The following is a 25,537-nucleotide window of genomic DNA, read 5'->3' as shown; positions in this document are numbered from 1 at the left end:
CCAAGACATTTCAGCCAGAAACACTAAAGGCGGGGCGTTGATTATCAAGCGCTTACCTCTGATAAGCAAGGAATCACCCGATGAAAATCACCTTCGATGGCGCCCATGTTCGCTATGAGCCATCCAAGGGCAAGCCGCAGGGTTCCTCCCGCGCCCCATTGCCCAGAACCAGAGTCCACTGGACCGGCCAGATTCAACTCAAGGATGGGGCCGGTAACGCCGTTGAAACCACCTGGAGCACGCCGAAAAACCAGCGGATGAACTACATCGAGGTCAGAGCCGCGGTGTTCGCCATCGTGTACAACCTGGGTCCCGACTCTGTGCACTTCACCCTGGTGAGCCGCTGATGCGTGCACCGCTGAATACGCATTCACTCGATTTTTCGCTCAAGCAGCTGATCTTGTCTGCCGATGTTGGCGCCAAGGTTCAAGCCGGCGATATCCGCCTGGTCGTGGTGCCGTTTCAGGAACAACCGAGGCTCGATCACGCCGGCCTGGCAGAGCTGGGCCTGAGCGAGGCCAATGGGCAGGCGCTGGTCGCCGCAGCGCGCCAGGCCTACCGGGTCGGAGTCATCGACTCGAGTATTTCCCCGATCGAACCGGGCAGCGCCTTCGATCTTCTGCAGTTGACCCCATCCCTCAAACCAGTGCGGTTCGGTACCGGCATCGTGCTGCGCATGGCCATCAATCGGCTCGACCTACTGACCGCCCGGCAGTGGCACGCCAGCGGACACCAATCCCAGGCCGCCTTCCTCGACTACTGGGCCCAGGTCATGCCCGATTCACCTACCAATCCGGCGCCTTGGTGCTGGCTGATTCACTTCGACTTCAAGGAGTAACGACATGTACTCAATTTCATTATTCGTGACGGCGCTGTGCATGGTATTCGTCTATCGTGCACAGCGATCTGACCTGGTGATCGCCCGCGCCGGCCTAAACCGAGAAAACCCGGAAGTTTGGCGGCAGCCGGTGATGCGTTTCGCTGCCCGGGTGCGCCTGCTCGCTGGCTTGACGGTTATGGTCCTGGTGGTGCTGGCCAGCTACCGCTTACCCATCGAGATCGGCCAGATGATTACATCCGCTCAAAATCGGCAGTTTGAGCTACAGGAGCAGCGCCTGGTCAACCGACTGGCTGCGGAAAAACGTCACACGGCTGAAATGATTGAGACGTTTGGTGGGCGCGACGGATTTCTGTCGTACCTTTCCAGTCACTCAGAACGACAATTTATACAAAAATAAATACCGCTCGTCGGGAAAACGGCTTCACACAGGAACCTTTACGCGCCACACTCTACAAACAACGCAACGGCCGTTGTGGGGCAGTGTGTGGGTTTCAAATAGCGTGACCGGTCCAAACGCCCCGTAGTGTGGGGGCTGGACCCAAAAAGGCCGGGGATATTATATCCCCGGTACAAATGGCACAATTTGCGCCGCTGTGGGGGGCCAACACCCTCACATTTCAAAATCTGACGTCTCATCTGTAGCAATTGGAATACCCACATGACACGGAATGCCCCACCACACGTCGTAACACACCTACGCATAAAGGCAGGAAACCATGTCCCTAAGTCAAACGGCTATTCCCAAGATAAGCCAGCCGGGCCGGTACCAGGATAAGAACGGCCTGTACCTCAACGTCACGGAAACGCTTAGCAAGAACTGGGTCTACCGATACCAGATCAACGGCCGTCGTCGCGACAAGGGGCTGGGTTCTTTCCCTGAAGTATCGGTAATGGAAGCTCGCAAGAAGCTTGCCGAACTTAAAGCATTAATTGCCCGCGGCATCGATCCTCTTGATGAAAAACAAATGGCCTCTTTACAGATGGTCACTTTCGAGGAAGCTGCCAGATCTTTCATTGAACGGTATCGTGCTGCTTGGTCGCCTACCCATGCGGCGCAATGGGCAAGCTCAATGGACAATCATGTTTACCCGAAAATTGGCAATTTACCGGTAAATAAGATTGACACTGACGATATATTGCCAGTGCTTGAGCCTATTTGGCGCACTATTCCCGAAACAGCCCGGCGTATTCGTAACCGTATTGAGCAAGTGCTTGATGCAGAGAAAACGCTTGGCCATCGCGACGGACCGAATCCTGCTCGCTGGCGTGGCCACCTGCAGAATCTGCTCGACCGTGGCTATCCCGTAGCCGTTCCACTCGAGTCACTTGATTACCATCTATTGCCAGCATTCTGGCAGCGCTTAGACAGCGAAGAGGGCCGCGCGGCGCGCTGCCTGCAGTTCTTGATCCTCACCGGCACTCGCACCAACGAAGCGATGGCTGCCCGCTGGGACGAAATAGATTTCGAACGCATGACCTGGACCATTCCAGCGGAACGCATGAAGAATCGCGAACGTCACGTTGTTCCGCTCAGTGAAGAAGCCATGCAAGTCTTGAAGGAAACCGGGACGCGTGGAAGTAGCTTTCTCATATTCCCCGGTCGCAATTTAGATAAATTAATGGCTGACAACTCTCTGCGCCGACTTCTAAAGAAAATGGATATGGACTGCACGCCGCACGGTTTCCGTGCGACATTCAGAACCTGGGCGCAAGAGCAGACTAAACATGAATCAGAAGTTTGTGAAGCTGCTTTGTCCCACGAAGTAGGAACAGCGGTAGCCAAACGTTATATGCGTGGAAATCAGCTGGAGAAAAGACGCCTCCTAATGGACGACTGGGGCCACTTCGCGACCACTACACCGCGCCATGCCATTGTTCAAGCGGCTATGAATAAAGCCTACTCTCGTGCTCGCAAGCACGGCGGCAGAAGCGCGGCAAGCTTGTAGCCGTAGTCCTTCGCCCTCTCCAAGTCATCCAAGATCACTTTGGGCGACTCAACTGGTTTATAGGGCCCGGTTCTCGCCTGATAAACAGGTGGGTCCGGGACCTCGGCCGGATCGATGCAACGCTGTGGTATCAGCTTCTCCACCGTCTCCACGCGCGGCTCAGGTTCAGGTAGTTTCCCCGCACATCCCGCCAGGGCCAGCAGCGCCGCCAGCATCACTTGAGCACTCTTCACTCTGCCTCCCAGTACGCGCGCAGCACGTCATCTGTGCTGGTGGTGACTACCTTGGCCTGCTCTACTCGCGCCCGCTCAGCTGCAGCTTCGGTCTTCCCCTTCTCCTGCAGCTCGACCTTCACCTTCTCATCAGCTGCGGTACCGGCCTGGTACGCCAGCACCTTCTTGTTGGCATCGTCCAACGTACGCTGCAGGGTTCGCACGTTTTCGCGTGCGGTGTCCCGATCGCTGGTGGCGGCAAGAATCTCTACGGCCTTCGAGGCGGCGCCAGCGTCGTAGGCCTCATTGAGGGCGAATCCTAATATCAGGGCGCCGATGGCGCCCCACAGCAAACCATCCTGCAGGGTCACAGCGTCACCTCCAGCTCACTCAGGCACAGCTTGTGCTCGCCCTCACGGCGGATCTTGATGCCCGGCATCCACTTCGGGTTCACCCAGTCCAGGATCGACTTGCACGCGGCCAGGCGGTCACCGGCGCGCAGGTTCCGCACAATGTGGCTCACCCGGTCGGCCTTCTTCTGCGCGAAGAGCCCGTCCTTGATGCCATAGCGGCCATCGCCGACGTTGTCATAGACCGACACGAAGGCCCGCTGCTCGCCCGCGGTCAGCTGCTTGAATGTGATGGCCCCGGCCGACGTCTTGATGGCGCCGATGCGCCTGTCCAGGTGGTCAATGCTCGCCTGGGTCCGCTCCAGCAGTTGAGCACTGCAGCCGTCGAGATCGCGCGGCGCCTGGCCAAACTGCACGTCCCTGCCGGTCTGGCCAAAGCAGGTGGTGGGAATGCCAAGCCCGTCGTCATAGACAACCAGGCTGATCCCCTCCTTGACCGAGGCGCCCAGGGCGATCACCAGCACCAGGGCGCCGACGCCCTTCTTGCTGGCCACCCGGCGAATCGACGCTTCAGCTTCCTTCTGGGTTGGCTTCTTTATCGCCACCTTCAACCTCCTCGCTCACCTTCTTGTTGATGAAGTGAATGCCCAGGTTCGCCGCCTTCAGCAGGCCGGTGATGGCGCCGTAGAGCGCCGGGGGCAGTTGACCATCCATGTACGCCCAGGCCACCACCAGGCCGTCCAGGCCGAAGCCCAGGAAGATCAACCAGGTGTTGTATGGCTTGAGCGTCTGGGCCCAGGACTTGACTTGCTTAGCGCCCACCCTTGCCTCCCCGCTCGGTCCGCTCCAGCTGCTCGACTCGCAGATCCAGGCGCAGAACATTGGCCTTCAGCTGCTCTACGTCGCTCTTCTGCGAAGCCAGGCCGGTGGTGTTGAGGTTCAACTGTTGCTGCATCAGGGCCATGTCCTTGTTGAAGGTGGCCAGTGAGTTGATGATGCTGTTGAGCTTGTCGCCCACGCTGTTGGCGGCACCCAAGATGATGGCCACCGCCAAGGCCTGCATGACCCCCATCAGCCACTTGGCTGCGGGGTGATCGATCAGTTTTTTTGCTTCCGCGGCCATCTTGGCGCCCCGAGAATTCATATTCGATGGCGCCATTTTCACTGCCCTGCAGCCCGCGAAATTCCAGGGGTTTGCGCGGATCAGCTGCGCTTACGCGCGATATCGGCAATCAGCTGGGTCTGGTTGCCGATCGACTTGATGATGGCGTCGAGACGCTGGAACTCGGCGGCGCGCGCTTTCGCCTCGTTCTCCCGGGTTTGCCGCCAGTTCTCGAAGGGTTTGCTGTCAAACAGCAACTTGATCCGGGAATAGGTGAGCTTGCCGCACTGGACCAGGTCCTGGCCGAAGTACAGCGCCAGCTCAGCGCGCACGTTGTTATAGGACTCCCATAATTTCACGCGCTCGCTTGCTGATTGCGGAACGGGAAGGAAATCGCGCCGGCGCAAGCACCGGCACCCCCTCTGGCGGCTCGCTGACCTGGGCGGCGAGTACCCCGTGCAGGTTGGTGATGGCGTAGACCATGTGCGCGCCGCTCTGGGCCGCAAGCTGGTAGGCATCGAACAGTTCGACGAAATCACTATCACCCAGCTTGCCAATGGCTTCGATCCGCTCGACCAGTAGCGTTTCGTACTGGCCATCATCCTGGTACTGCAGCGGCTCCTCATCAGCTCCCCGCACGCAGGCTGCCATGCACGCCTTCCACCAGCTGTACGAGGTGTTGGAGTAGTTCCCCCCGGCCAGCAGCGTCTCAATGATCTCCGCCTGGTATCCGTGCAGGGGCGTATAGATCAGGTCGCGGCCGTCGCAATGAAACGGCACTTCGGCCACGTAGTCGGTGGCGTCCAGCAGATAGTCGCTGAATTTCCCCTCCCCGATCGGGAAGTCCGGCCCGTCGTCGCGGGTCGCGCTCATGTAGGAGGCGATCACAAACATGCGCTCGTTCACCGACCACATGCGCGGATCGTCAATGGCGCCCGCGCGCTCGATCGGCTCGATGATGCCGCGCAGCACCTCAGTGGCGGTGCGCTGCTCGAACTGCGCCGGCACTTCCAGGGCCTTTTCGATGCTGTCCATGTTCGGCTCATGCAACTTGATCGAAATGCGCAACGTATTGATCGGGGGGATGTATTTCATAGGCTACCGAGAGAGTCGTATTCGATGAAAGTGAGATTCAGGGCGGTGAAATCGTCGGTACTGCGCTGCAGGTTGACCTCGCAGCTGCCCGGCACCATGACCCAGCCCTTGCTGTAGCCACGGCCTTCCAGGACTGCGCCGTGGGTGATGGTGATGGCGTTGCAGTACTCGGTGGGCAGGCCGAACGTTCCATCAGGCCGCGCCACGGTGGCTTTCAGCTGGTCGAACCACTGCTTGATCTCGCCGTCCACGTCGTAGGTGACCAGGCGAAGCTCGGTGGCCTCGGCTCCGCTGGCCGCCTGGGTAAAGCCGGAGCCGATCTTGACGGACTCCCAGCCCAGCTGGACCGAGTTGTAGGACGCTTCCGTGGCCAGCAGGTTGACCCGCGGCGCGCTGATTTTCCCGATCGGCGCCACGTCGATGTGAAAGAGGTTGGTCCGCTCGCGCTGAATGCTGCTGGCCTCCTCGAACATCTGAATCTGCTGCGTCCAGGAGAGGCCGGCGAGAATGATGTTTCCGCCGGCAGCAAAGCGATTGGTTCGCCCATACACGGCATCCAGCAGCCGGTTTGCACCGCTTGAAAGGTTGCCATTGAGGATGTCGCGCGCGGCCGAAGAAAACTTCAGCGCCTTGTTGCTCAGCCCAGTCTTGGGGATGACCTTGTCGGCCACCTGGTAAGACATCCGCTCGAAGATGTTGGACATCAGATCGACCTCACCTCGAAGCTGAAGCACTTACTGGGCAGCGCCAGCAGATATTGCTCGATCGCGGCATCACACTCGGCCGCTGACTTGCCGAACGGATCGGCGCCCTGGGCCCGGGAAGCCTCGAACGTAGTGGCATTCTCCTTGTCGTTCTTCAGCCGCCACAGCGGCTCGATGATCGCCAGCTCACTGGCCGTCAGGTCGAAGTCTTGGTCACCGGTGGCGCCGGCCTGCTCATCGATCGGGGTATGAATGCCCTGGCCAGGCTGCGCATTGGCGAGGCGCCGGTACCCGCAATAGACGCGAACAGCTTCGCGCAGGTTGCGGGTTACCTGATCCTCATCCAGCGTGCAGCCAATCGGCAGCACGGCAAAATACTGGGCTACTAATTGGCTGATTTTCATGGCGATTACTGGTTACCGAACCAGTGGTAGTGCAGGGTGCCCGAGATCATCAACGGGGAGGTGTCATTCTCCCAGTCACGATCAGGGGTGTCGCAGATCAGAATGGCCTTCTTGATCTCGTGCTTCATCTTGAAGTCGTCCGGGCGGCCTGCGTAGACCGTGGCGTTGAACTCGCCACCCTGCTCGATCAGGTTCTTGAGGAACAGGTCGGCATGGTTGTTGACGGTTTCGTAGATGGTGAACGGACCTTCTTGCTTGGTCTTGCTCTGCTGCGGCTGGACCATCTTCTGGCCCACAGGGCCGTAGTACTCGATCACGTCGGTACTGGTGGCGACGGGCCAGGGGAACTGCTTGAACAGCAGGACCATGTCCTCGAAGCCCTCGATCACCACGGTGGCGTCGGACTGGACGGCCTTGGCCCCCATGTCGTTGGTGTTCTGGAACGTGCGGCTCAATACCGCCAGCTTGGAAACGGTCATTCAATAACCCTCGGTGTGCTGAATAAACGAGGGTCATTTTCAGACGTAGAAAACCCCCGATTTCTCGGGGGTTTGCATGCTATCTACGGCTGAACCAGCGCTTGATATCAGCCCTATCCAGGGCCGTCAGGGTGGCGAAAGAGATCTGCACCGGCAGGTCGATGAAATTGCCGTTGCCATCCTTGGGACCATCCAGGGGGTAGTCCAGGTTTTCGATCACCACCGGCGCATAGGTACTGCCGCCGTAGGTCAACCCCAGGAGCTTCGGGGCAATGGATGGGAACAAGGCCTTGATGAACGAGTCAACGTCCTTGGTCGTCTGCAGCACCTCGGACAGAATGCCGTCCTCTGCCAACATCTGCGGGAAAATCCATTCCGACAGCCTGGCCAGTGGCGCCATGACCTCTTTCTGCGCGTTGGCCACGGCTCGGAATCGGATGGTGGCGGTGAACTTCACCGGTGGCATGCCAGAAAACACCTGGCGGCTATTGAGCTTGGTGATGCCTGTTCGACCCTCTAGGTCTCGCATGACCGTCTTCAGTTTGTCGGAGCTGGCATTTAGCGCATCGGAGATTGCGCCGTCCTTGAAGGGGCTGATGGCCTGCAGTGCGTTGAGAACGGGAACCAACGATCCAGACTGCAGCATGCCGGCTAAAGCCGGTGCCTTCGTCTCTGGGCCGGTGTTCTCGAAGGGCGACTGCCAGTTTTGTTGAATCGACACGGCACCTTCAGTCATCGCGCCGTAGACTCCCGCAAATTCCTGCATGTCTGCGACCCCCTTGGAGTCGCAGACGAATACCCGGGCCAGCAGTAGCGGTGACAGGTTGCCCCAGTCGCTGCCCAAGTCATTATTGGATTGCTTCAGCCCAGCCAGGCTGCCAACGCTCCCAAAAACGGTGCCAATGGTCTTTTCAGCGCCGTCGCCGCCCAGCAGGCTTTCGACTTTGCCTTCGACCTGGCCCACCACCCCGGAGATCGTCTGCTTACCGGTGAACAGGTCATGCACGGTACCAGCCACAGTGCGCACACCGTTCTCGATCGCCTTGCGGTTCTCGGTGCCGCCCACGATGTTGTCCAGGGCGTCAGTGCCGGCGGCGACGGTGCCTGTAACGACACCCTCGCCGACCTTCCCCACAGTCCTTGCAGCTGACCCTAGCACCTTGTTGGATGTGCTCCCGGCAATGGTGCCAGTTACGCCTTTGACGGCGCCTGCAACCGTTTTGCCGAGTCCGTCGACGCTAAAATCAGCCATGGCTTAGGCGATCAGCTTGCGGCGCAGGCGCATCGAGCGGGCCCGCTTCATTTTGGCGGTACCGGAGAAGGCCTTGCGCTGCATCTTCTTCACGGCAACTTTCTGGGCCGCGGTAAGACGGACGGTGCCCGAGATACGCTTGCTGATGCGCACTTTCTTGCCCTTACGGATGGCCAGTACCTTGCGGTAGGAAGCATCGAGCATCGATTCCTCGCTCTCGCCCATGACGAACTTTTCAGTGTCGTCCAGCATGGCTTCGTCGCCTTGAGGCATCTTGTCCAGAAGCGCGTCATGAATGCGGGCCGCCAGGTCGTTATCTTCAAGATCGCCGCCCAGCAGGGTATCCACATCGTCAGCCGGAATGCCCTTACCTTCCAGGAAGTCGCCTACCAGCTCGGCGATGACCGCGGCATAGTCGGCCTCTTCGTCAGTCAGGTCTTCATCACCACCGCCAGCAGCGCCGATGATCAGCGCATACAGGCGATCGGCATAACCCTCATCAGACTCAAGTTCCGATTCAGCCCATTCGTGCACCACGCTGGCAGCATCGAGGCGCATTTCCTCGGTAATGGCGTATTCGTGGTTTTCGGCGCTGTCCATCAGGTCGTCTACCTGGGTTGGCTTGGGGTTACCGTGCTCGTCGACGTTATCGAGCATCGGGTCCACCTGCGGCTGCTGGGGGGCAGCGGCGGCGAATGCCACCGCCGCTGCCACACTGTTTGCCAAAACGCCGCGATACAGATGCTTGTTCATAACTTCCCCCTTAGGTGCGGACGATGGATTGCTGCATTTCGGTGACGCGGTTGGTGCCGTCGTAGCAGATCCAGGTACCGATGTTCATTTTCTCGAATGGTTGGTTGGCGTTGGCCTCGAAACGCGCCTTGTAGGAGGCGCCATCCAGCTCCGCACTCGGCTGCAGCCAGCCGGCCGACTGGATCGACTCCAGGAAGGTCGCGCCGAACTTGGTCATTTCCTCGATGGCCTTGGCCATCGGCTTCTGCAGCTTTTCCTGGGCTGCCGAGGCCAGGGTGTCGTCCACATAGGTGGCCATTTCGGTCACGTTGATCAGCTTGCTGGCACCTTCGGTCTGGGCGCCCGTCAGCGAATCGATCCAGGCGTACTTCGGACCGCTCGGATAGTCCATGAAGATGGCCGGGTTGATACGGCTGGCCGCCAGCAGCTCCAGCTCATCGACCTCAGGTTCGTAGACCTGGGACATGTTGGTGCGGTCGATCGCATAGTCGCTGCCCGCGATCGGGAAGTTGCGCGGCGCGATGCCCTTGGCGTTGGTCTGAGCGTTGCGAGCGCAGCGGTAACCGATCTGCTGGCCGGAGGTGCCCATGATGGCCTTGCCGCCAATAACCGGGTTGTTGGCGCTGATCGGCGCCCAGTAGCACTGGCTGTACAGGCTGTCAGTGGCGCCGCCGACGGACTCGTAGAAGGTGACGGCCGCCTCGGGGGTCAGTCGCCCCGGGATATCCCAGGCCACCTGTTTGTTGATATCGGCACCCAGGCCGAGCAGACGATTGATCAACGCCACGTTCTCGGTACCGCCGGAGCCGATATAGGTGAACGACGGGCGCGCGCGCTTCAGGCGGTTGATGGCCTTGTCGAGTTCGGCAGTGGTGTAGACGGTGTCGCCTTCGGTGAAGTACTTCAGGTCCTTCGAGGCGAAAACGTCCTTGTTGTCCTTCTTGCCGTAGAACGCGCTGTCAGTCGACACCTTGGCGTCTGCCGCCACGTCCACGACTTCGAGCAGGTCGGTGGATTGGGAAACGATGTCACCGATGAAGAAGCTCTGGCCGAACTCGTCCAGGGCGGTCGGATCCAGCGAACCTTCGTACGGGCCGAGGACGATGGCGTTGGTGACCACGTCACGCAGCTGCAGGACGATGATCTTGCTGTCGATGGCCGCGCCGGCAGCATCCTGGGCGCCCCGGGCGTTGATTTCAGCGCGCACGCCTTCGGAGAAGCATTCCAGGTGTTTAAGGGCGATCAGGTAGCCACCCGAGGCGCCTACGCTTTCTTCGACCAGGGACCACACGTCGCCCACACTGGTGGTGCTGGAGGCAACCAGCAGCCGGTTTACTGCGGAATCGCTCACCAGGCGCGATACAACGGCCTGCACGGTGCCTTTCTTTAGAGCTTCCGAGATATGGACATAGGCTTCGCCCAGCTTGCTCACCGCCAGCGACTGCGGCGCGCCCAAAATGCGGGATTCCTTACCGCGGCTGACAGCAAAAGCTTTGTCGATACGGCCACGAGAGAATCGACCGGTGATGGCCATGTTATGGGCAACGGTGCTGACGCTTGGCTGCTCGGATTGGTCATTGATGGGGTTCAGCTGGACAGCCGAACGCTTGTTCACCGTACGGGAAAATGGAACTGTCATTTACACGGCCTCCTGAGAGGTAGAATCAGTGGATTCGCCCTGTGCAGCTGCGGCACGGCGGCTTTTGGGCTTGGACTGGGTAGCGACCACCAGCTCGGCGAAGATCTCTGGCTTCTCAGGTGCGGCTTCAGCGTTGCGCTCAGCCAGCTTGGCCAGCTCGCCCAGATCGACCACCAGGGCCCAGGCCTGATCGAAGCTGCGCACACGGATCTCCGTCGACTCATTCGGCGGGATCACACCAGTCACGCCCGACGACGGGACCACTAGGGGGAAGGTGTGGCTGTGCTTGAGGGTGGCCAGGAAGGGGTATTTCTGGTCCTTGACCAGTTCCTCAGCCAGAGGGCGCGGGTTGGCGCCGGAGTTGCGGTCAATCTTCACTGTCATGTGTCACCTGTACGCCTATGCTGTGGTCCCAACCGCCCAAGCGCGCATGGCTGGTCAGGTACTTTTCGAGGCGGGCGTGAGAATCTTCGTAAAGGTCCGCGCTCAGCTCGGTGTAGGGCTCAAGCCGCACTCCCAGGACCACCACCCGGCTTGGGGTGTTGTTCTTGAGGGTGATCCGCGCCGGGAAGCGCTGGATCTGCGGGAAGCTCCATGCAGCAGAAGTTACAGGCGCCACAGAGGCCCATTCGGCGGGGGTTTGCGCGTTTTCTCCGTCCTCGAGGAGCGCCAGCAGCGCCTCGCCGATACCGCTTGCTTGCAGGGTATTGCCGGCGGCCCGGGCTACTTCTTGCGGGTCGGCCAGAACAGCAACGCTGCCACCAGCAGCGGCACCCGCAGTCGAATTTCCAGCATCACTACCCCCTTCGTTGCTCAACGCCGACGCTTGGCCAACTGCCAAACCACCGCTATTCCCGCTGCCAGCATCACCAGCAGCGCCACCGCCAGCATCGCCAATGCCGCCAGCAGCTGCAGAATCGCCAGGATCACCGGCATTACCAGCTCCAGGTACGGGCCCACCCCCTTGATCAGCAGCACCATCACCGCCAGCCAAAGAACCAGTACCGCCATCAACTGGAGGGTTTCCCGAGCCGCTTTCATCGCCACCCCCGGCCTGCTTGCCATCACCACCATTGCTCGCATCGCCAGTCGCGCCCGGTGCCAAAGAAACCGGCGCCGAAGCGCCGTTTTCTTTGGTCTGGTCGGACGCTGCGCCGGCGGACTTGGCTTTGGCCTTTGTAGTCGTACCTTTCGCAGCCATATGACCCCCTTAGTTGCCGCCCAGGGCGTAGATGTTGGTGACCTTGATCAGCGCACAGCCAATGGCCGACTGCAGGTGCGGGTTCACCTCGGTGAGGGAGCGCGAGTACAGCGCGGCGCCACTGACCAGGTCCTTGTTGATCGCCAGCGGAATGAGGGTCTGCGGTACGGCGTCCGAGAACACGATCGGGTTGCGCGCGACCTGCGGGGAGCGGCCGATGCACAGAATCTCGATCTCGTTTTCGTTTTCCTCGACCACATACGGGTCGTAGTACACGGAGTACTTGCCCTTGTAGCGGCCCAGCAGGTAGATGCCAGGACGCGAAGCAACGCCCGACGGTACGAAGTCGGTACTGTCCATGGACAGGAATTGCGACATGCCGATGTCGCCCACGTACATCATTTCCAGACCGTACTCCATGGTCTGGTTGGCCACTTCCTGGTCCACACGGGCCACGAAGGAGCCGAAATCGCGCCAGATCATTGCGCGGGTTTTCTCGACCAGCTGGCGATCAGCGTCGAAGTCGTATTCACGGCTGGTACGGCGCGCCATGCCCTTGGCCTTGCGCAGAGCCATGATGTAGCGCTCGTTCGCGGCCTGGGTACGGGCGGCCTGTACAGCGATGGTCAGGCCATCGGCACCCAGTTCGGCCTGGGTCTGGGTACGGCTATCCGGGGTGACGGACATCATCACGCGGCTGGCCGAGCAGTACAGGCTGTAGCTGACGGCACGGGTGTTGATGGCAGGGATCAGGTCCGGCTTCTTCTCGAAGTCGATGAACGCCTGCACCTCGACCACCACGCCCGCCGGCAGCGCTGGGTTGAAGCCCAAGGTGCCTTCGCCGGTTTCGACGTTCACCTGGCCAGTGACCACATGGGTGGTGGTACCGACAACAGCCTGACCCGAGAGCAGCGAAACGGCGGTACCGCTGTCAGTGGACTGCTCGCGGCTGGCCGGGAAGCCGTCGATGAACACAGCAGTTCGGCTGCGCAGCAGCGGCACGGCTTCGCCCAGGCCGCCAGTACGTGCGGTGACCTTGAAGGTGCCGGTCAGGCGGTCGCCAGCAATGGTGGCGGCAACCATACGCTCGGAGCGGGTGTAGACCTGGCCACCGGAGGTGCCGTCGAGAATGTCACCGGCCTTGTAGGCGCCGAAGTTCGAGCCAGCGATGGCGCTGATGATCGCCAGGCGGGATTCGTTGGACTTCAGGTCCGACGGCAGGTAAGCACCGAACGGAATGGCCTCGGACAGGGCGCCGGTGATGGCGACCGCGATACGGTTCGGCTGGTGGGCCAGGGTCGCCGAAGCGTTGTTGTCGCTCACGGCGTCGAGGGTATAGCCGTCAGGCAGCACCAGGGTGCTCTTGCCGTCGGCAACGTGTTCGGCCTGGGAGAGGGCCGCGTCGATCATGTCGGCCGACGGGGCGAAACCGTGCTCACGCTCGAAGGCTGCAACGCCGTCCAGCAGGCTCTGCACGGCCAGGGCCTTATGCTCATCTTTTTCGATCTGGTTCAGCACGCTGGCCAGGCGTGGCGGCAGCAGTTTCTGTGCGTCGGCGACGGCGTTCTTGATCACGTCGACCGACTGCGCGTTGGTGCTGTCGAGCATGTTGCCATTGCCATCGCTGACGGCGCCGACCAGGGCGGCAACCTTGTATTCCGTGTCCTGCAGACCGGAATTCGGAGCGTAAATATGTTTGGACATACGTTACCTTCAATGCTGATGATGGGCTGCGCCCGTGTCGTTTCAGCAGTGATGGTAAAGACGTGCAAACCCCCGTTTTTCAGGGGGTTTGCACGGTTTTCGCTACTTGTGTAGTACGATCAATCGCGCGTTTGCGCTGGTTTGCGCCAGCAGTGCGTTGTCCTGGAACGTGCCGCCCTCCAGCTGCTCCACCTCGGCGCCGTGGGCATCGAGCCAGTCCCGGAAGGCTGCGGCCTTCTTGTCCTGTCCGAAGAACACGCCTTCACCGGCGATCGCCACCAGGGTCCCGCCACCGGCGAGCATGTCGAAGGCCCGCATGATGTGCGCGGCATCCTGCCGGTTGCTGAATGGCGGGTTCATCAGGATGGCCTGGTACTTCTCGTCGGGCGTGAAACCGTCGAAGTCGTGGGCGACCACGTTGTAGCCCTTGGCGGTGAGGATGTCGCGCAGGGGGCCCGCGATCTCGATCACGTCGACCACACCACCTTCAGCCTTAGCCGCATCGGCCAGGTTCCCGTTGCCGGCGCTCGGCTCCAGCACGCGCATACCTTCCCGGATGTGCGCCAGGCGGGCCATGCGCTGGGCAACGTGCGCAGGCGTTGGGAAGAAGTCGATGCCGACCTTCTGGCCAATGATTGCCCGTTCGGCCACCCTCACCGGGTCTTCCTTGACCTTCTGCGCCATCATCGGTACCAGCTCGCGCACTGCAGCCTGCAGCGAACTCGAGTCAGTGATACCCATACGCTCCAGCCTGTCGGCCGCGGCAATTGCCTCCATGGGGTCTTTCAGGTCCCAGGTTTCGCCAACCTGCTTCAGGACAGCAGCGGCTTTGCGAGTGATCGCAATGTCCTCAGGCCGCAGGTGGAAACGCTCTCCTCTCTGGGTACCAAGTTTCTTCAGGGCGGCGATCAACCGGCTGTTTCCGGTCGGCGCCTTCTTGGCCATTGTCTCGGCCGCGTTGGAAAAACGGTTGCCCCAGGACTGCGGCCGCGGGAATTTCACGTTGCGCAGGTCGTTGTCGTCAAATGGCCGACCTTTCCGCCGCTGCTGCTCGGAGTAAGTCAGCGACCGGTCAGATTCATATTGGGCTGCTCCCATGACGCGCTGCAGCTGATCGAGCTGGGCCCGACTGGTGAGTTTGCTCAAGGAGCCGGCGGCACCGATCTCAATCGCATCAGCGATGTTGTTGAGCGTGTGCCCTGCAGCCTTGTTAGCTGCGGCCTTTTCTATCGCGTAGCCAGCCTCTCGCGCTCGTTTGGCCGTGTTGGTCTTGCGATCGGCCCCTAGGCTATCGTCTGCATCGCCAACAGCCTTGTTTGCCACCTGGCGCAGTTTCTCCACCTGGCTGGCCAGGGCCGCCTTGGCGCGCTCTTCAGCCTGGCGCTGGGCGGTGGCCAGGGCTTCAGCCTGCTGCTCAGCAGTCAGCACCACAGGTGCTGGCGCTGCCTGGATGTGGCCAGTATCGCCGGCCAGGTACTTCTCGCGAATAAAGTAGCCGCCGTTCATCTTCCAGGTATAGGGATCAATCGCCTTGGCCTGGTCCAGGGTCAGGTCGGTGCGGATGATGCCGCGCAGCACCTTGCCGGTTTTCTTGGTCGTGTACTCGATGATGTCCGGTACCGGCACCGGTGGCTCCTGCTCCTCGCCTTCCAGGAACAGGTTCAGTACCATTTGGCCAGCATCATCGAGCATGACACCGGCGCCGCTATGTTCTACACTGACTGTGGCGATACTGAATTCGAGCGAATGCCCTGAATTGTGATCAGGGGAACATTCGCTTGCATCCAGCATCGCCTTTTCTTTTGGTGGGTCCACCAGCAAGTCGTAATACAGCTGACCGCTCAAATCCCGCTCCACCACCACCCGCACCGCAATTGGCTCACCAGCGAGCGATACTGTCGCTCTCAGGTAGAAATACGCCTCCACCGTGGTTTTCTTGTCCCGCTTGTGGTTCTCGCTACGCTCCGCCACCGTCGCCTGACTGATAATCTGCGGTACCGCATGCAGCAATTTCAGCTTTTTAGGGTTGCCGCTGAAGGCCATCGTTTCTTTGATGCCTCGCTGGCGGATCTCGACTTTGCCGCCCAGGACTGGGCAGTCGACCATCTGCCCACGCATGCCTTCCAAGTAGGCTCTGGCAGCGGCGCGTAAGTCTTTCTTGCCCTCCGGCGTGTCCGGGAACCCCCCGAACTCGGTACCGGAAAGAGCGATTTCGGCAGCGGCCGGCGCCGCGGCGCCCAGAAGGGCGCGAATCTGCAGGCCTCTCGCTGCCAGGCGCACCCGCTCCAGGGCGCCAACATCATTCGCCGCAAGCGTCTCTCGGATAGAGAGTAATTCAGCACTAAGGCGCGACAGCGCTATAGGCGCAATAGTGCTTTTGGTGCTTAGGTCAGTCATTGGTCACCCCAAAAATGGCGTCTAGCAGCGCGGTCTGAGACATGGCCTTCTCGAATGCCTTCTCATCGCGCAGGGCCTTGAATAGCTGGTCGAACGCGGCGTTGATGCGCACGCGCTCCTCGCCCTCTGGGTAGGGCTTGAAAGGCATATCCAGCTCGGGGAAGTAGTGGTGTTTGTTGTCGGCCAAGCAGCTGAGGTAATCGTTCTTGCGGCCTTGCTCGGCCAGCCGATCCTCTAGGTAGGCCTGGAACGCACGGGCAGCCATTTCAAACGGCTGCGACCAGTACTTGTCGGCCACGCCGTCGTCCAGGTTCATGGCTTCGCGGTAGAAGTCCGAAACGGCAATGCCAGTGGCTGCGGTCACCTCGGTGGCGTCGTCTGGGGCGTAATAAGCCGCTGCGAGAGCACGCCACTGAGCCTTCTGCTTCTGGATGCTCTTGGCCTTGGGCTCGCCAAAGGTTTCGTCCACGGCGATCACAGCCCGGTCAACACTGCCGGCTTGCTTGATCGCCAGCGCCACGCCACGCAAGTTCTCGCGGCCGTCCAGGTTGAACTTGGCCGAGGCACGGGCGTTGGGGCTGATCTTGATGGTTTCGGTCAGGCGCACGGCGCCGGTGGACAGCGCATCCTGCAGGTCGTACAGCGCAGTGCGAATGGCGCCGGCCGGCATCAAGTCAGGATTGCTGGTGCTCCACTCGTCCTTGGCGCCCTCTTCGCCGCGCAGCAGGCTGGGCAGGATGTTGTCGATGGCATGAAACACCTCGTGGCCCAGAGAGCCGCCGCCGTTCATTTTCGTCATGTTGATGACGCGCTCTACGGGCTCGTAGTGCGCCCGGGCAGCGCCCTTGCCGCCGGTACCGCGCGCGCCGAACGCCATCGCCAGGCGCCCGCCAAAGCCCAGGTGCTCCTCATCGATGCCGAGCACGTCGGCCATGTCCATCATGGCGCCCGCGCTCTGCTCGACGTGCCATTTGGCGCTCACGAAGTCATCGAGCACCCAGTTGCCGGATTGCACAGCCCTGAACCCGCACAGGCGCTCCAAGTCTCGAGTCGATGCCACTGCCACCGGCCGGCCGCCCACGCGCTCGAACTGCTCTACCACCTTCAGGGTAAAGGTGATCCGCTTCTTGCTGGCGCGCTTGACCGGCTTGGCCTTTTCCTTGACGGTCCAGCCCCAGTTGGGCGGCTGCCCGGCCTTGGCGTTGGCCACATGGCCGGCGAAGCTGTCCGATCCCCCGCGCAGCTTGCGGTACATGGTCGCCTTCACGAAGCGCTCGCCCAGGGCGGCCCACGCCTGCGCCTCGGGGCTCTTCAGGTTGCGTGCCTTCGCGGCATCGCTGATGGCCTGCTGCTCTTGCCACACGTCGTTGTACTGCTCGCGCAGGCTGCTGATTTCATCCTTGGTGGCCGCCAGCTCTGCCCCCCAGGCCTTGTTCGCCTGCTCATAGGCTGCGGTGGCGTCGGCTACGGCCTTCTCGTGTTCGGGCTCGATCTTCCATCCGCGCTTGATGCGGTTGTCGTATGCATGCTGGGCCTTGCTCCTCGCGGTGCCGGCCTCGTACATCGCGTTCTGCAGCTCGGTGTTGGCGCTTTCGATGGTCCGGCGGCGCTCGGACAGGTCACGCCCCTGCGCCGCCAGTTCGGTGTAACGGGCCGACTCTTCAGCGTTCAGGCGGGTGCCCAGCAGTTCGCCGGCAATCTCTTTCATCGTGCCGGTAACGTCGTCGACGGTCTTGGCCTGCTCCAGACGCGTGCGCAGCGTCTCGATGCCCAGGGCGTAGGCCTTGCGTGCTTCGGGGTTGTCCTCGCTCGGCATCACCGCCACAGCGGCATAGACACGGTCTACCAGGTAGCCGGCCTGGGGCGTCATGCCACCGGCCTGCAGGCCCTCCCAGTCGACCTGACCGAACAGGTTGGACTTCTTGATCAGCTCGCGCGCCTGGCGCGGGTTCTCCTCGATCGCTTTGAAGTCGATGTCGGTGACGCGCAGCATCTGGCCGGAGTCCCGGGCGGACTTGATCGCCGCCGCGGCCAGCTCCTTGCGGCTGCCGGAGATATAGCCGGTGTCCTTGTAGCGGTAGTTGACGCTGTTGGGGTCGTCGCTGAGCCCGTCCTGGGCCTCCAGCTCGGCGGCCTGCTCGGGATCGGCCGCCGCTGGCGATTCCTGGGCAGCCGACAGCTTTCCGCCCAGCCGCTGGAAGATGTCCAGGGCCTCGGCGGTGACGCGAACGATTTGGATGTTAGGGAGGGTTCCGCTTTGCAACTGCTCGCGGAGAGTCAGCAGCCTGGCGCTGAGCCGGGCTTTTTCGATGGGGTTTAGTGCCATTTCCTCGGCCTGCTATGGAAGTGCAAGCCGATATTTTGAGGTGCCGGAAATGGCCTAAACCGGGGCGGTTTCCGCCCCGCGGGGTACCGTCAGAAGGCGCCGATGCGCTCCATCAGCACGTCATGAAGGACGCCCTGGGCATCGACCTGCAGGAGCATACGCGCCTGCTCTGGCTCGGAGACCGCGTTGAAGGCCTCGGACTGGGTGAAGGCTTTCAGGGCGGTGTTGTTGACCGCCAGCTGAGCCCGCTCGCCCAGAACGCGCTGCTGGTATGGCGGCATGTGCCCGATGTGACCCAGCTCGATGGTTTCAGCCTCGAATGCCTCCTTGGCCTTCCATACGATACTGCCATCAGCCGATTTGACGCTGTAGCCGGCCTGGCCACCTTGCTCCTGCTCCCGCGCGGTGATGATCTGCGGGATGGTGACGAATTGTTTAGTCATTGCTTGATGCCTTCTGGCTGATTGATTGAGGTGCGCATTGTCGATCGGGTCGCCGGGCTTATTCGGCGGCACTTTGCGGCCTGGAGTGGAAGACGTAGCGCTTCTGGAAAATCTCCAGGCTGATCAGGTCGGAAGAACTGCAATTGGGGCTACGCAGAGTCACGTTTTCCGCATCAAACGACTCCAGTACCCACTTACGGATCTTGTGCGGCAGCGTGTAGCGCGCGTGATCCTCGAACAGATCGCCTTCCTGCCATGTCTCCGGGTAGCCCATCAGGACCTCGCGGTAAGGAATTTCCGGCACTGGCGCAGGTGCAGGTGCAGGTGCAGGTGCAGGAACAAGATCCACGACAGGTTCAGGATCGAGCGACAGCGGATCCGGTTCGGGCTCCGGTGGCGCGGCCTGTAGCAATTGCACCACCCCCGGATCAATTCCCTGTTCCAGAGCGCTCTGACCCGGCGCCAGGCCCTCGTCACTAAACAAGTGAGCCAGGGACGGACACGCCAGAACATCAGCGAACGACTTGTACAGGCTGCCCTTCGCCTCTTCCTGCGCGAAAGGCACGACGACGGTCGGCTCGACCAGCTCGACCTTCAGCCCGAGATGGGCCAGCTTGCTGCCCAGCTCGGCTGCCAACATCGATCGGTGCCCGGCACCCACGACCACCACGCGGCGCGCAATATCGACCGCCTCGCCCACTCGCTGCATTTCCTGCAGGACGCCTTCAACGCTTCGTTCTTTCTGGTCGGACATAGCCGCGCTCCCTGATTGAATGACTGATAGGCGGATTATCGGGCAGCACAAAACCCCCGAAATTCGGGGGTTTGCACCATTTACGGATTAGGCGTAAACGCGCCTTAGTGCTGAAGTAGCCTTTAGCACAAAGAAGCTATTAGGATCTAAGGCGCTTTGATGCTTATAGCGCCTTAAACCTGAAGGCGCCTTGAACAATCAGGCGGCCAGCTTGCCCCGCTGCTTTCGGGGATAGCCTGTCTGGGTGAGGCTGGCTTGATAGGACTCAACCTCTGCACGGATCTGCAGCAGCTCATCAGGTGTATGGGCCCATTGCACCTGGTCCGTATCGCGAAGCCGAACGGTAACGGACTGGCCATCGAGGCGCTGACCGGTGAGGACAAGGAAGTGGTCGACCCGCTCAATGCTTACTACCTGTCCGAAGTCCTTACGCAGCTCAGTACAGAACCAGATCTTGTCGCCAGCATTTATGGCGTGCGCAGGCGTCAGCAGCCGACCGCGCATGAAGTCTCTGGCCTGTCGACCGCGACGGGTCAGCGCCTGACCGGTACCCGAACAAGTAAAGCAGGGCCGGACTAAGCCAGTACTAGGAGAGGGCCGCTTACCGGTCGATGCACAGCGTTGGCAGGGGGAGGAATCGAAATTGGGGCAGAACGGATTACCGTGGGTCATTGCGATATCTCTGGCTGAAATGTCGGAATAGCCAGTGAATCCTATACAGGCACTTTTATGCTGTAAAGCACTAAGGCGCCTTAATCACCTAAGTGCTATTGCACTGAAATAAATTGCGGAATTTGTGATTTATATGTTGACGTAACCAATTTAACCTGAGTCTGGTATTGACATTTGTACAATTTCCTGTACAATAGTGGACATGATCAGGGATAACCCTCTGCACCAGAAGTTATCTGGTGCACTGGCTGGTCTATAGATGCCGAGTAGGCAGAACCCTCTCCCCAACGCCGCACTACGGAACTCGGGAGTAGAGCCTGGGAAACCAGGAAGGAAACTTTATGAACGTACTTACATTTAGTCAGGCTCGTGCCGGCCTAAAGCAGGCACTGGACGATGTGTGTCGGGATCACGAACCCGCCCTCATCACCCGCCAACGTGGCGACCATGTGGTCATCCTCTCGCTGGAGGACTACAAGTCGATGGAAGAAACTCTGTACCTACTTGGGTCAGGGGAGAACGCCAAACGTCTACGCGAATCCATTGCTCTGCATAAAGCCGGGAAAGCCGTTACCAAGAGGATTCCCCTTAATGTCACAGCAGAACAAGAAGCAGAAGAATAAAACCGCAGCTCGCGAAGAAGTATCGGTAGCGTTTCTCCCTCATGGGTGGGATGAATACCAGCATTGGAGCGAGAATGACGTCCAGAAGCACCAGCAGATCGACCTCCTGATCAAGGAAATTCTGCGCACTCCGTTTACGGGCCTTGGCCGCCCCGAGCCGCTGAAAGGCGACTTGACTGGCTACTGGTCGCGTCGGATCGACAGGGAACATCGCCTGGTCTACTTCTACGAAGACGGCACCCTCACCATCATTTCGTGCCGGTACCATTACGACTGAGCCCTAACAGAAAAGCCCGCAAAAGCGGGCTTTGTTGTCTCTATCTGACGCAAATCACAGCGCGTCGGCCGTGACCTTCAGGGCGTAATCGCGGAAGGCGTTCGAAGCCTCTTCGAACAGGTCCTTCAGTTCACCCTCGCCAAACTGCGCATAGATCTCTTCCAGCCGCGCCAGTACCAGGTCAGGCGCCCCCAGATCGGCATCGCCGGCAATAAGGCTGTCAAGGTAGGCTTTAGCTTTCTTCAACTGGTCGTCCACGTCTGGCTCCGGGGCGGGTTCTGGGGAAGGCTCAGCGGCGGGCGCTGCTGGCGGTGGAGCGAACATATCGCCCTGCTCGATCGCAAACAAGCCCTCACCATACTCCTGCTCAAGCTTGCGGTTCGCCGCGGCCACGATATCGGTGAAGCTGGCGGACTCATCACCAAACAGGCCTGCAGTCTGCTTGCGGGCGTTCTCGCTCTCCACGAACTGGGCCATGGCCTTGAAGGCAGTCCCCATGCGCTTGGCGCTGCGGTTATTCGCCTGGATGAACACGGCCATTGCAGCCACGGCGGGGTCGGTACCGCCGAACATATCGCCCTGGCGCAGGAATTCATCCAGACCCATGCCCGAGTCCTTGGCCTGGCGCAGCACGTTGGTGGCGGCGATGATCGCGTTTACCGCTTCCTGGTTCAACGAAAGCTCAACGGAATCGGTCACCTGGCCGCCGGCGATCTCAGCGCCCACGCGGTCCAGGCTCTTGGCTCGCATGAAGTCTGGAGCAGCACTGTTGAGTGCCGCCACGATGTTAGCAATCTCGGGCTTAGCCACGTCGGCGGTCAACTCCAGGAGGCGATCATCGGAGTAGGCGCCAGCGAACAGGGCGGCCTGCAGGCGGCTCAGCAGGCTACTGGTCGGTTTGCCGTCGGTGGTCAGGTACTGCGCCGATTCAGCCTCGCCCAGGGACTGCAGGAAGGCTGCGACAAAGTCACGGTTCGCCGCACTGCTCAGGTCGCCCTCGACCAGCTTGGCCAGCATCGCCGTGTCCAGGCGCCGGGCATCGCTGCGAGCCTTCTCGGTGGCAGTCATCGCCAGCTTGTCGTCCTGATTGGCCTCCACAGCAAACGCCACACGGTCGATCGCGCTGGTGCGCACACGGATTAGGACAGGGGCCTTCAGGCGCTTGATCTTGGCCAGGTCAACGCCGAAGTATTCCGCGTTCTCCTCCAGCCACTCACGGTACTCGCCGGCCTGCCCGAGGCGATAGGCCTCACGGATCGCCATTGCCCGGCCGTTGCCCGACTCGACCACGCGGTCTGGGCCCACGATCGGGGCGCCGGTGTCAGCACGCTGGGTGCGCCCCAAGCTGTCCGGGTCAAGGCTGCGGGCCGTCTTCTGGACCCAGGCCTGGGAAGTGCTCCGGGCGCGGTCACGCGGCTGGATCTCGGCCGGGTAGTCCGGGTTCACGGTACCATCGGCTTCGTGGCTGATCACCAGCTTGCTGGCATCGATGATCTTGAAGCCAGTGGCCACCTTGTTGCCCTTGGCCGTCTTCACGACGTTCTCGCGGCCTTCTGGGGTGATTTCGCCGGTATCTTCCTTCTCCAGCGCTAACTCAGCATCGGCCGCTGCCTGTGCAGCCGCCTCGGCCAGCTCTTTCTGGTGAGCCGCCAGCATTTCCTCCTCTTCCGGGGTGGTTGGCTCTACGGCAGTCGCTGCCTTGATCGCGGCCGCGGCTTCCTCAGGCGTCTTACCGTCGGCGTGCAGCTGCTGCATCAGCGTCTCCTGGGTCATGGCAATGCCGTCGGCGTCACTGCGGCCGATCTCCAGGAGCGCGGCCAGTTCATCAAGCACGTCGCCTTCCCACTCATGGTATGGGCGCTTGGCTGCCGCTGGTGCCGCAGCCGGTTCGCTTGGCGCTGGCGCGGCTTTCTTCGCCGCCAGCTCGGCGGTCAGCTCCTCGATCTGCTTATCGAGGGCGGCCAGTTCGGTGGTTTTACTGGCCTCGTCGGCCTTTAACTGGTCCAGCTTCGCGTCGTTCTCGGCCTTGTTCGCGTTGGCCTGGGCGAACTTGGCGCTGTTCTTCTGCACGAACTTCATGATGCGGCGGGATACTTCCCGCGGGTTGAGATCCTGGCCACGTTCCGGCGCCACGGTTATGGTGATGTCCTTCTTGTTGAGCACCCACTTCCAGCTCACCAGCTCGTCGGTGGGGGTCAGCTTGTTGGGGGTGCTGTCCGGGTTGTGGAAGAACACGGACACGGTCTGCCCGTCATCCATCACAAACAGCATGGCCACCTGGGTGGTACCGCGGTTCTTGAAGGGCTTGGATACCTCCACACTCACCGGTTTCACCTGGTCAGCGGCCATCTGCATGACCTTCAGGAACTGGTTCGCCTTGCGCTCCATCTGCTGGTACTCGACCACCATAGCATCGAGCATGGCGCCGTCGGCACCTGTGGTGCTGGCCAGGTGCTCATTGAGATCGGCCATGGTCACGCTGTCCATCAGCAGGCCTTCAGGGTCCTGGGCGCGCAGCTGGTACAGCGCATCGCCCAGGGTCAGGCCGACGGGCTGCTGGCCGGCGCCCCAGCTCACATATACATCGGTCATGCTCAACTCCTCGTCCTTCTTCCACAGGTCCACAGGCTCAAGCGGGGTGCTCATGTCGCCGTTCTTCAGCCAGAACTTGAACTGCTTGATGGTGCAGGCCGTCAGGCTGCCAAGGCCGGTCCAGCCTTTCTCGTAGCTGTTCATGTACGCATCGCGGGCCGATTGTTCGTCGGCAAAGCCCAGCATTACCTTGTGCTCGTCGAAGGCGCCGTCACGGTTCACCTGGTTGATGACGAATACCAGGAGGCTTTCCGGTACCGGACCCACGAAGATGTCGACTGCATCCCCATCGGCGCCCTTGGTGCCGTTGATGTAGCCGTAGTGGGCCATGCACAGCACCGACCAGGGCACACCATCCTGCTTGCCGCGGCGCGGCTGAAACATTGGGGTTTCAATGGTTATCTGCATGCCATGCAGGCGGGTGCTGCCCTTGGCATAGTTGCCAGCGCGGATCTGGGCAGGGGTGGGGCTGGCCTTGGAGCCGGCGCCGAAGGCTCCCGAGTGGGCGGCAGCCTGGATATTTGCAAACGTGTCAGCCATGGCCGATAGCGCTCCTGTTCAAAGCGCCTACGATATCGCCCGCACAGTCCAGGATTTGCTGGGGTTTTCCGTGAATCGCGCCCACAAAAAAGGCGCCACGCGGGCGCCCTTCTGGGTTGCTGGCCAATCAGTCGATGCTCACATCGAACTCCAGGGCCTCAACCATCTTGTTCAGCGCCTCGGATGGGCCACGCATGCCTTTGGCAGCTGCGTACAGGCGGATCTTGCGGGCGTTCTTGGCAGTGAAATGCACATTGATGCGCTCAACGCCGTTGTCTTTTTCGACGGGCTTGGCATCTTCTGGCGAGAGCTTGGCGCTAGGCCGGCCTGCAACGAGGGTGGGTTTGTTGGACATGCGTCACCTGATCTTTACGGAATTCTGCGGCACAGCCGCCTTTCCCCATCATAGACACTTAGGCGCCCAAGTGCCATAGGCGCCTTGAGCACCTTAGCGCTTGGAGATTTCCAGGATCTCATCCTTAAGTGCGCGAAGCTCAGCCGCAGCATCACCGCGCGGGAAGGCGGTCATTGGGGTTCGCCCGTCCAGGGCGCATTTCTTGTAGTCCTCAAGGTCGTGGAGTCGTGTTTTCAGGACTGGGAAACCATACCCCGACAGCCCCTCATCTGCCAGGCCGTCCAGAATGGTGCCATCCTTCGCCTGGGTTACCAGGAAATACGCCTTGAGGGGACGAGGCCCACCGTCGCGAGCTTCCATGTTCATCTTGATCATGTCTACCAGGTCACTGGTGCCCCACATATCCAGCGGGGACGGCTGTACCGGGATGATGACGATGTCGGCCGCCTTGATGGCACTCATGGTCAGTTCATTGGCCTTCGAGGCACCGTCGATGATGCGGAACTGCTCTTTCATTGGAGGCACTGACTTGTCCAGGACTGGGCGGTCCACACCGACTACACGCACGGCCAGCGGCTTCTCATGATGCAGCGCCATGGCTTCGTAGTCCCGGGCACTGCCCTGGGGATCAGAATCGACCACAACAACATCCAGTCCATCGAGCGCCATCGCCTCACCGAGGCCGATCGAAGTGGTGGTCTTACCGGCTCCGCCCTTCTGGTTGAGTATCGCGTAAATCACATTGTGCTCGAACGGCGCCATACGCGGTGCAGCTTGCTGAGTCTTGGACATAGAACCCCCTAAAACAGTGTATCTGGCTTGAATGTGGGGGCAGTGTAGCGGGTTCGATGCATCAATCAATAGCGCTATAAGCAC

At 60.8% G+C, this 25,537-nt stretch carries 30 protein-coding genes; 7 read left to right on the top strand and 23 right to left on the bottom strand.

Translation table 11 applies throughout. The annotated features are described in order from the left end of the window. Positions 1-80: 80 nt before the first annotated feature. The 4 genes from MJ643_RS16260 to MJ643_RS16245 all read left to right on the top strand — a co-directional run bounded on the left by MJ643_RS16260 (position 81) and on the right by MJ643_RS16245 (position 2,787). Positions 81-347, top strand: coding sequence for a hypothetical protein (locus tag MJ643_RS16260; RefSeq protein ID WP_247726936.1), 267 nt, complete (start codon positions 81-83; stop codon positions 345-347). Continuing rightward, positions 347-838: a hypothetical protein gene (locus tag MJ643_RS16255; protein WP_247726935.1), complete on the top strand. Its 492-nt coding sequence runs from the start codon at positions 347-349 to the stop codon at positions 836-838. Before MJ643_RS16260 ends, MJ643_RS16255 begins: the two co-directional genes overlap by 1 nt. 4 nt (positions 839-842) lie before the next feature. Then, positions 843-1,238, top strand: a complete 396-nt coding sequence (locus tag MJ643_RS16250) for a hypothetical protein (RefSeq protein ID WP_247726934.1) — start codon at positions 843-845, stop codon at positions 1,236-1,238. A gap of 319 nt (positions 1,239-1,557) precedes the next feature. After that, on the top strand, positions 1,558-2,787 hold the full coding sequence (locus MJ643_RS16245) for a site-specific integrase (protein WP_247726933.1): 1,230 nt from the start codon (positions 1,558-1,560) through the stop codon (positions 2,785-2,787). A 229-nt stretch (positions 2,788-3,016) separates the two neighbouring features. On the opposite strand, the gene MJ643_RS16240 is transcribed toward MJ643_RS16245, so the two are convergent. The 20 genes from MJ643_RS16240 to MJ643_RS16145 form a co-directional block, all read right to left on the bottom strand. Next, on the bottom strand, positions 3,017-3,370 hold the full coding sequence (locus MJ643_RS16240; protein ID WP_247726932.1) for a hypothetical protein: 354 nt from the start codon (positions 3,368-3,370) through the stop codon (positions 3,017-3,019). Beyond that, positions 3,367-3,954 carry a hypothetical protein gene (locus tag MJ643_RS16235; RefSeq protein ID WP_247726931.1) on the bottom strand — a complete coding sequence of 196 codons (588 nt, stop codon included), beginning with the start codon at positions 3,952-3,954 and terminating at the stop codon, positions 3,367-3,369. Before MJ643_RS16235 ends, MJ643_RS16240 begins: the two co-directional genes overlap by 4 nt. Further along, positions 3,920-4,171, bottom strand: a complete 252-nt coding sequence (locus tag MJ643_RS16230) for a hypothetical protein (protein ID WP_247726930.1) — start codon at positions 4,169-4,171, stop codon at positions 3,920-3,922. The genes MJ643_RS16235 and MJ643_RS16230 overlap by 35 nt, the downstream gene beginning before the upstream one ends. Then, positions 4,161-4,472 (bottom strand): hypothetical protein, encoded by a 312-nt coding sequence (locus tag MJ643_RS16225; protein WP_247726929.1) that lies wholly within the window; start codon positions 4,470-4,472, stop codon positions 4,161-4,163. Before MJ643_RS16225 ends, MJ643_RS16230 begins: the two co-directional genes overlap by 11 nt. 80 nt (positions 4,473-4,552) lie before the next feature. Beyond that, positions 4,553-4,783: a hypothetical protein gene (locus MJ643_RS16220; RefSeq protein WP_247726928.1), complete on the bottom strand. Its 231-nt coding sequence runs from the start codon at positions 4,781-4,783 to the stop codon at positions 4,553-4,555. Positions 4,784-4,787: 4 nt separating this feature from the next. After that, positions 4,788-5,486 carry a hypothetical protein gene (locus tag MJ643_RS16215; protein ID WP_247726927.1) on the bottom strand — a complete coding sequence of 233 codons (699 nt, stop codon included), beginning with the start codon at positions 5,484-5,486 and terminating at the stop codon, positions 4,788-4,790. Positions 5,487-5,542: 56 nt separating this feature from the next. Then, on the bottom strand, positions 5,543-6,250 hold the full coding sequence (locus MJ643_RS16210; protein WP_247726926.1) for a hypothetical protein: 708 nt from the start codon (positions 6,248-6,250) through the stop codon (positions 5,543-5,545). Then, positions 6,250-6,654 carry a hypothetical protein gene (locus MJ643_RS16205; protein WP_247726925.1) on the bottom strand — a complete coding sequence of 135 codons (405 nt, stop codon included), beginning with the start codon at positions 6,652-6,654 and terminating at the stop codon, positions 6,250-6,252. The genes MJ643_RS16210 and MJ643_RS16205 overlap by 1 nt, the downstream gene beginning before the upstream one ends. Before the next feature lie 5 nt (positions 6,655-6,659). Next, on the bottom strand, positions 6,660-7,133 hold the full coding sequence (locus MJ643_RS16200) for a hypothetical protein (protein WP_247726924.1): 474 nt from the start codon (positions 7,131-7,133) through the stop codon (positions 6,660-6,662). A 79-nt stretch (positions 7,134-7,212) separates the two neighbouring features. Then, positions 7,213-8,385 (bottom strand): hypothetical protein, encoded by a 1,173-nt coding sequence (locus MJ643_RS16195; protein ID WP_247726923.1) that lies wholly within the window; start codon positions 8,383-8,385, stop codon positions 7,213-7,215. A 3-nt stretch (positions 8,386-8,388) separates the two neighbouring features. Then, a complete protein-coding gene (locus MJ643_RS16190; protein ID WP_247726922.1) occupies positions 8,389-9,138 on the bottom strand; it encodes a hypothetical protein in 750 nt (249 codons plus the stop codon). Between the two features lie 10 nt (positions 9,139-9,148). Next, the gene (locus MJ643_RS16185) at positions 9,149-10,777 is read right to left on the bottom strand and encodes a hypothetical protein (protein ID WP_247726921.1); all 1,629 of its coding nucleotides are present in this window, start codon (positions 10,775-10,777) and stop codon (positions 9,149-9,151) included. Beyond that, positions 10,778-11,161 carry a hypothetical protein gene (locus MJ643_RS16180; RefSeq protein WP_247726920.1) on the bottom strand — a complete coding sequence of 128 codons (384 nt, stop codon included), beginning with the start codon at positions 11,159-11,161 and terminating at the stop codon, positions 10,778-10,780. After that, the gene (locus MJ643_RS16175) at positions 11,145-11,594 is read right to left on the bottom strand and encodes a hypothetical protein (RefSeq protein ID WP_247726919.1); all 450 of its coding nucleotides are present in this window, start codon (positions 11,592-11,594) and stop codon (positions 11,145-11,147) included. Before MJ643_RS16175 ends, MJ643_RS16180 begins: the two co-directional genes overlap by 17 nt. Further along, positions 11,591-11,818, bottom strand: a complete 228-nt coding sequence (locus MJ643_RS16170) for a hypothetical protein (RefSeq protein WP_247726918.1) — start codon at positions 11,816-11,818, stop codon at positions 11,591-11,593. Before MJ643_RS16170 ends, MJ643_RS16175 begins: the two co-directional genes overlap by 4 nt. A gap of 169 nt (positions 11,819-11,987) precedes the next feature. After that, a complete protein-coding gene (locus MJ643_RS16165) occupies positions 11,988-13,682 on the bottom strand; it encodes a hypothetical protein (protein ID WP_247726917.1) in 1,695 nt (564 codons plus the stop codon). 102 nt (positions 13,683-13,784) lie between these two features. Then, entirely contained in the window at positions 13,785-16,079 is a 2,295-nt protein-coding gene (locus tag MJ643_RS16160; RefSeq protein ID WP_247726916.1) for a hypothetical protein, read from the bottom strand. Continuing rightward, positions 16,072-18,405 (bottom strand): LPD1 domain-containing protein, encoded by a 2,334-nt coding sequence (locus MJ643_RS16155; RefSeq protein WP_247726915.1) that lies wholly within the window; start codon positions 18,403-18,405, stop codon positions 16,072-16,074. The genes MJ643_RS16160 and MJ643_RS16155 overlap by 8 nt, the downstream gene beginning before the upstream one ends. A gap of 89 nt (positions 18,406-18,494) precedes the next feature. Continuing rightward, positions 18,495-18,848 carry a hypothetical protein gene (locus MJ643_RS16150; RefSeq protein ID WP_247726914.1) on the bottom strand — a complete coding sequence of 118 codons (354 nt, stop codon included), beginning with the start codon at positions 18,846-18,848 and terminating at the stop codon, positions 18,495-18,497. A 58-nt stretch (positions 18,849-18,906) separates the two neighbouring features. Beyond that, positions 18,907-19,602 carry a hypothetical protein gene (locus tag MJ643_RS16145; RefSeq protein ID WP_247726913.1) on the bottom strand — a complete coding sequence of 232 codons (696 nt, stop codon included), beginning with the start codon at positions 19,600-19,602 and terminating at the stop codon, positions 18,907-18,909. Between the two features lie 312 nt (positions 19,603-19,914). On the opposite strand from MJ643_RS16145, the gene MJ643_RS16140 reads away from it, so the two are divergent. From MJ643_RS16140 to MJ643_RS16130, 3 genes are all read left to right on the top strand, one after another. Then, the gene (locus MJ643_RS16140) at positions 19,915-20,181 is read left to right on the top strand and encodes a hypothetical protein (RefSeq protein WP_247726912.1); all 267 of its coding nucleotides are present in this window, start codon (positions 19,915-19,917) and stop codon (positions 20,179-20,181) included. 434 nt (positions 20,182-20,615) lie between these two features. Beyond that, the gene (locus MJ643_RS16135) at positions 20,616-20,897 is read left to right on the top strand and encodes a type II toxin-antitoxin system prevent-host-death family antitoxin (RefSeq protein ID WP_247726911.1); all 282 of its coding nucleotides are present in this window, start codon (positions 20,616-20,618) and stop codon (positions 20,895-20,897) included. Then, a complete protein-coding gene (locus tag MJ643_RS16130) occupies positions 20,866-21,174 on the top strand; it encodes a Txe/YoeB family addiction module toxin (protein ID WP_247726910.1) in 309 nt (102 codons plus the stop codon). Before MJ643_RS16135 ends, MJ643_RS16130 begins: the two co-directional genes overlap by 32 nt. Before the next feature lie 54 nt (positions 21,175-21,228). Here the strand turns inward: MJ643_RS16130 and MJ643_RS16125 are convergent, their stop codons facing one another. The 3 genes from MJ643_RS16125 to parA all read right to left on the bottom strand — a co-directional run bounded on the left by MJ643_RS16125 (position 21,229) and on the right by parA (position 25,453). Beyond that, positions 21,229-24,306, bottom strand: coding sequence for a hypothetical protein (locus MJ643_RS16125; RefSeq protein WP_247726909.1), 3,078 nt, complete (start codon positions 24,304-24,306; stop codon positions 21,229-21,231). Positions 24,307-24,433: 127 nt separating this feature from the next. Beyond that, positions 24,434-24,661, bottom strand: a complete 228-nt coding sequence (locus MJ643_RS16120; RefSeq protein WP_247726908.1) for a hypothetical protein — start codon at positions 24,659-24,661, stop codon at positions 24,434-24,436. Between the two features lie 93 nt (positions 24,662-24,754). Further along, entirely contained in the window at positions 24,755-25,453 is a 699-nt protein-coding gene (gene parA / locus MJ643_RS16115; RefSeq protein WP_282103250.1) for a ParA family partition ATPase, read from the bottom strand. Positions 25,454-25,537 lie beyond the last annotated feature (84 nt).

The organism is Pseudomonas sp. PNPG3 (assembly GCF_023093815.1).
Lineage (GTDB): Bacteria > Pseudomonadota > Gammaproteobacteria > Pseudomonadales > Pseudomonadaceae > Aquipseudomonas > Aquipseudomonas asiatica.
This window is presented reverse-complemented; position numbering and strand designations above follow the sequence as displayed.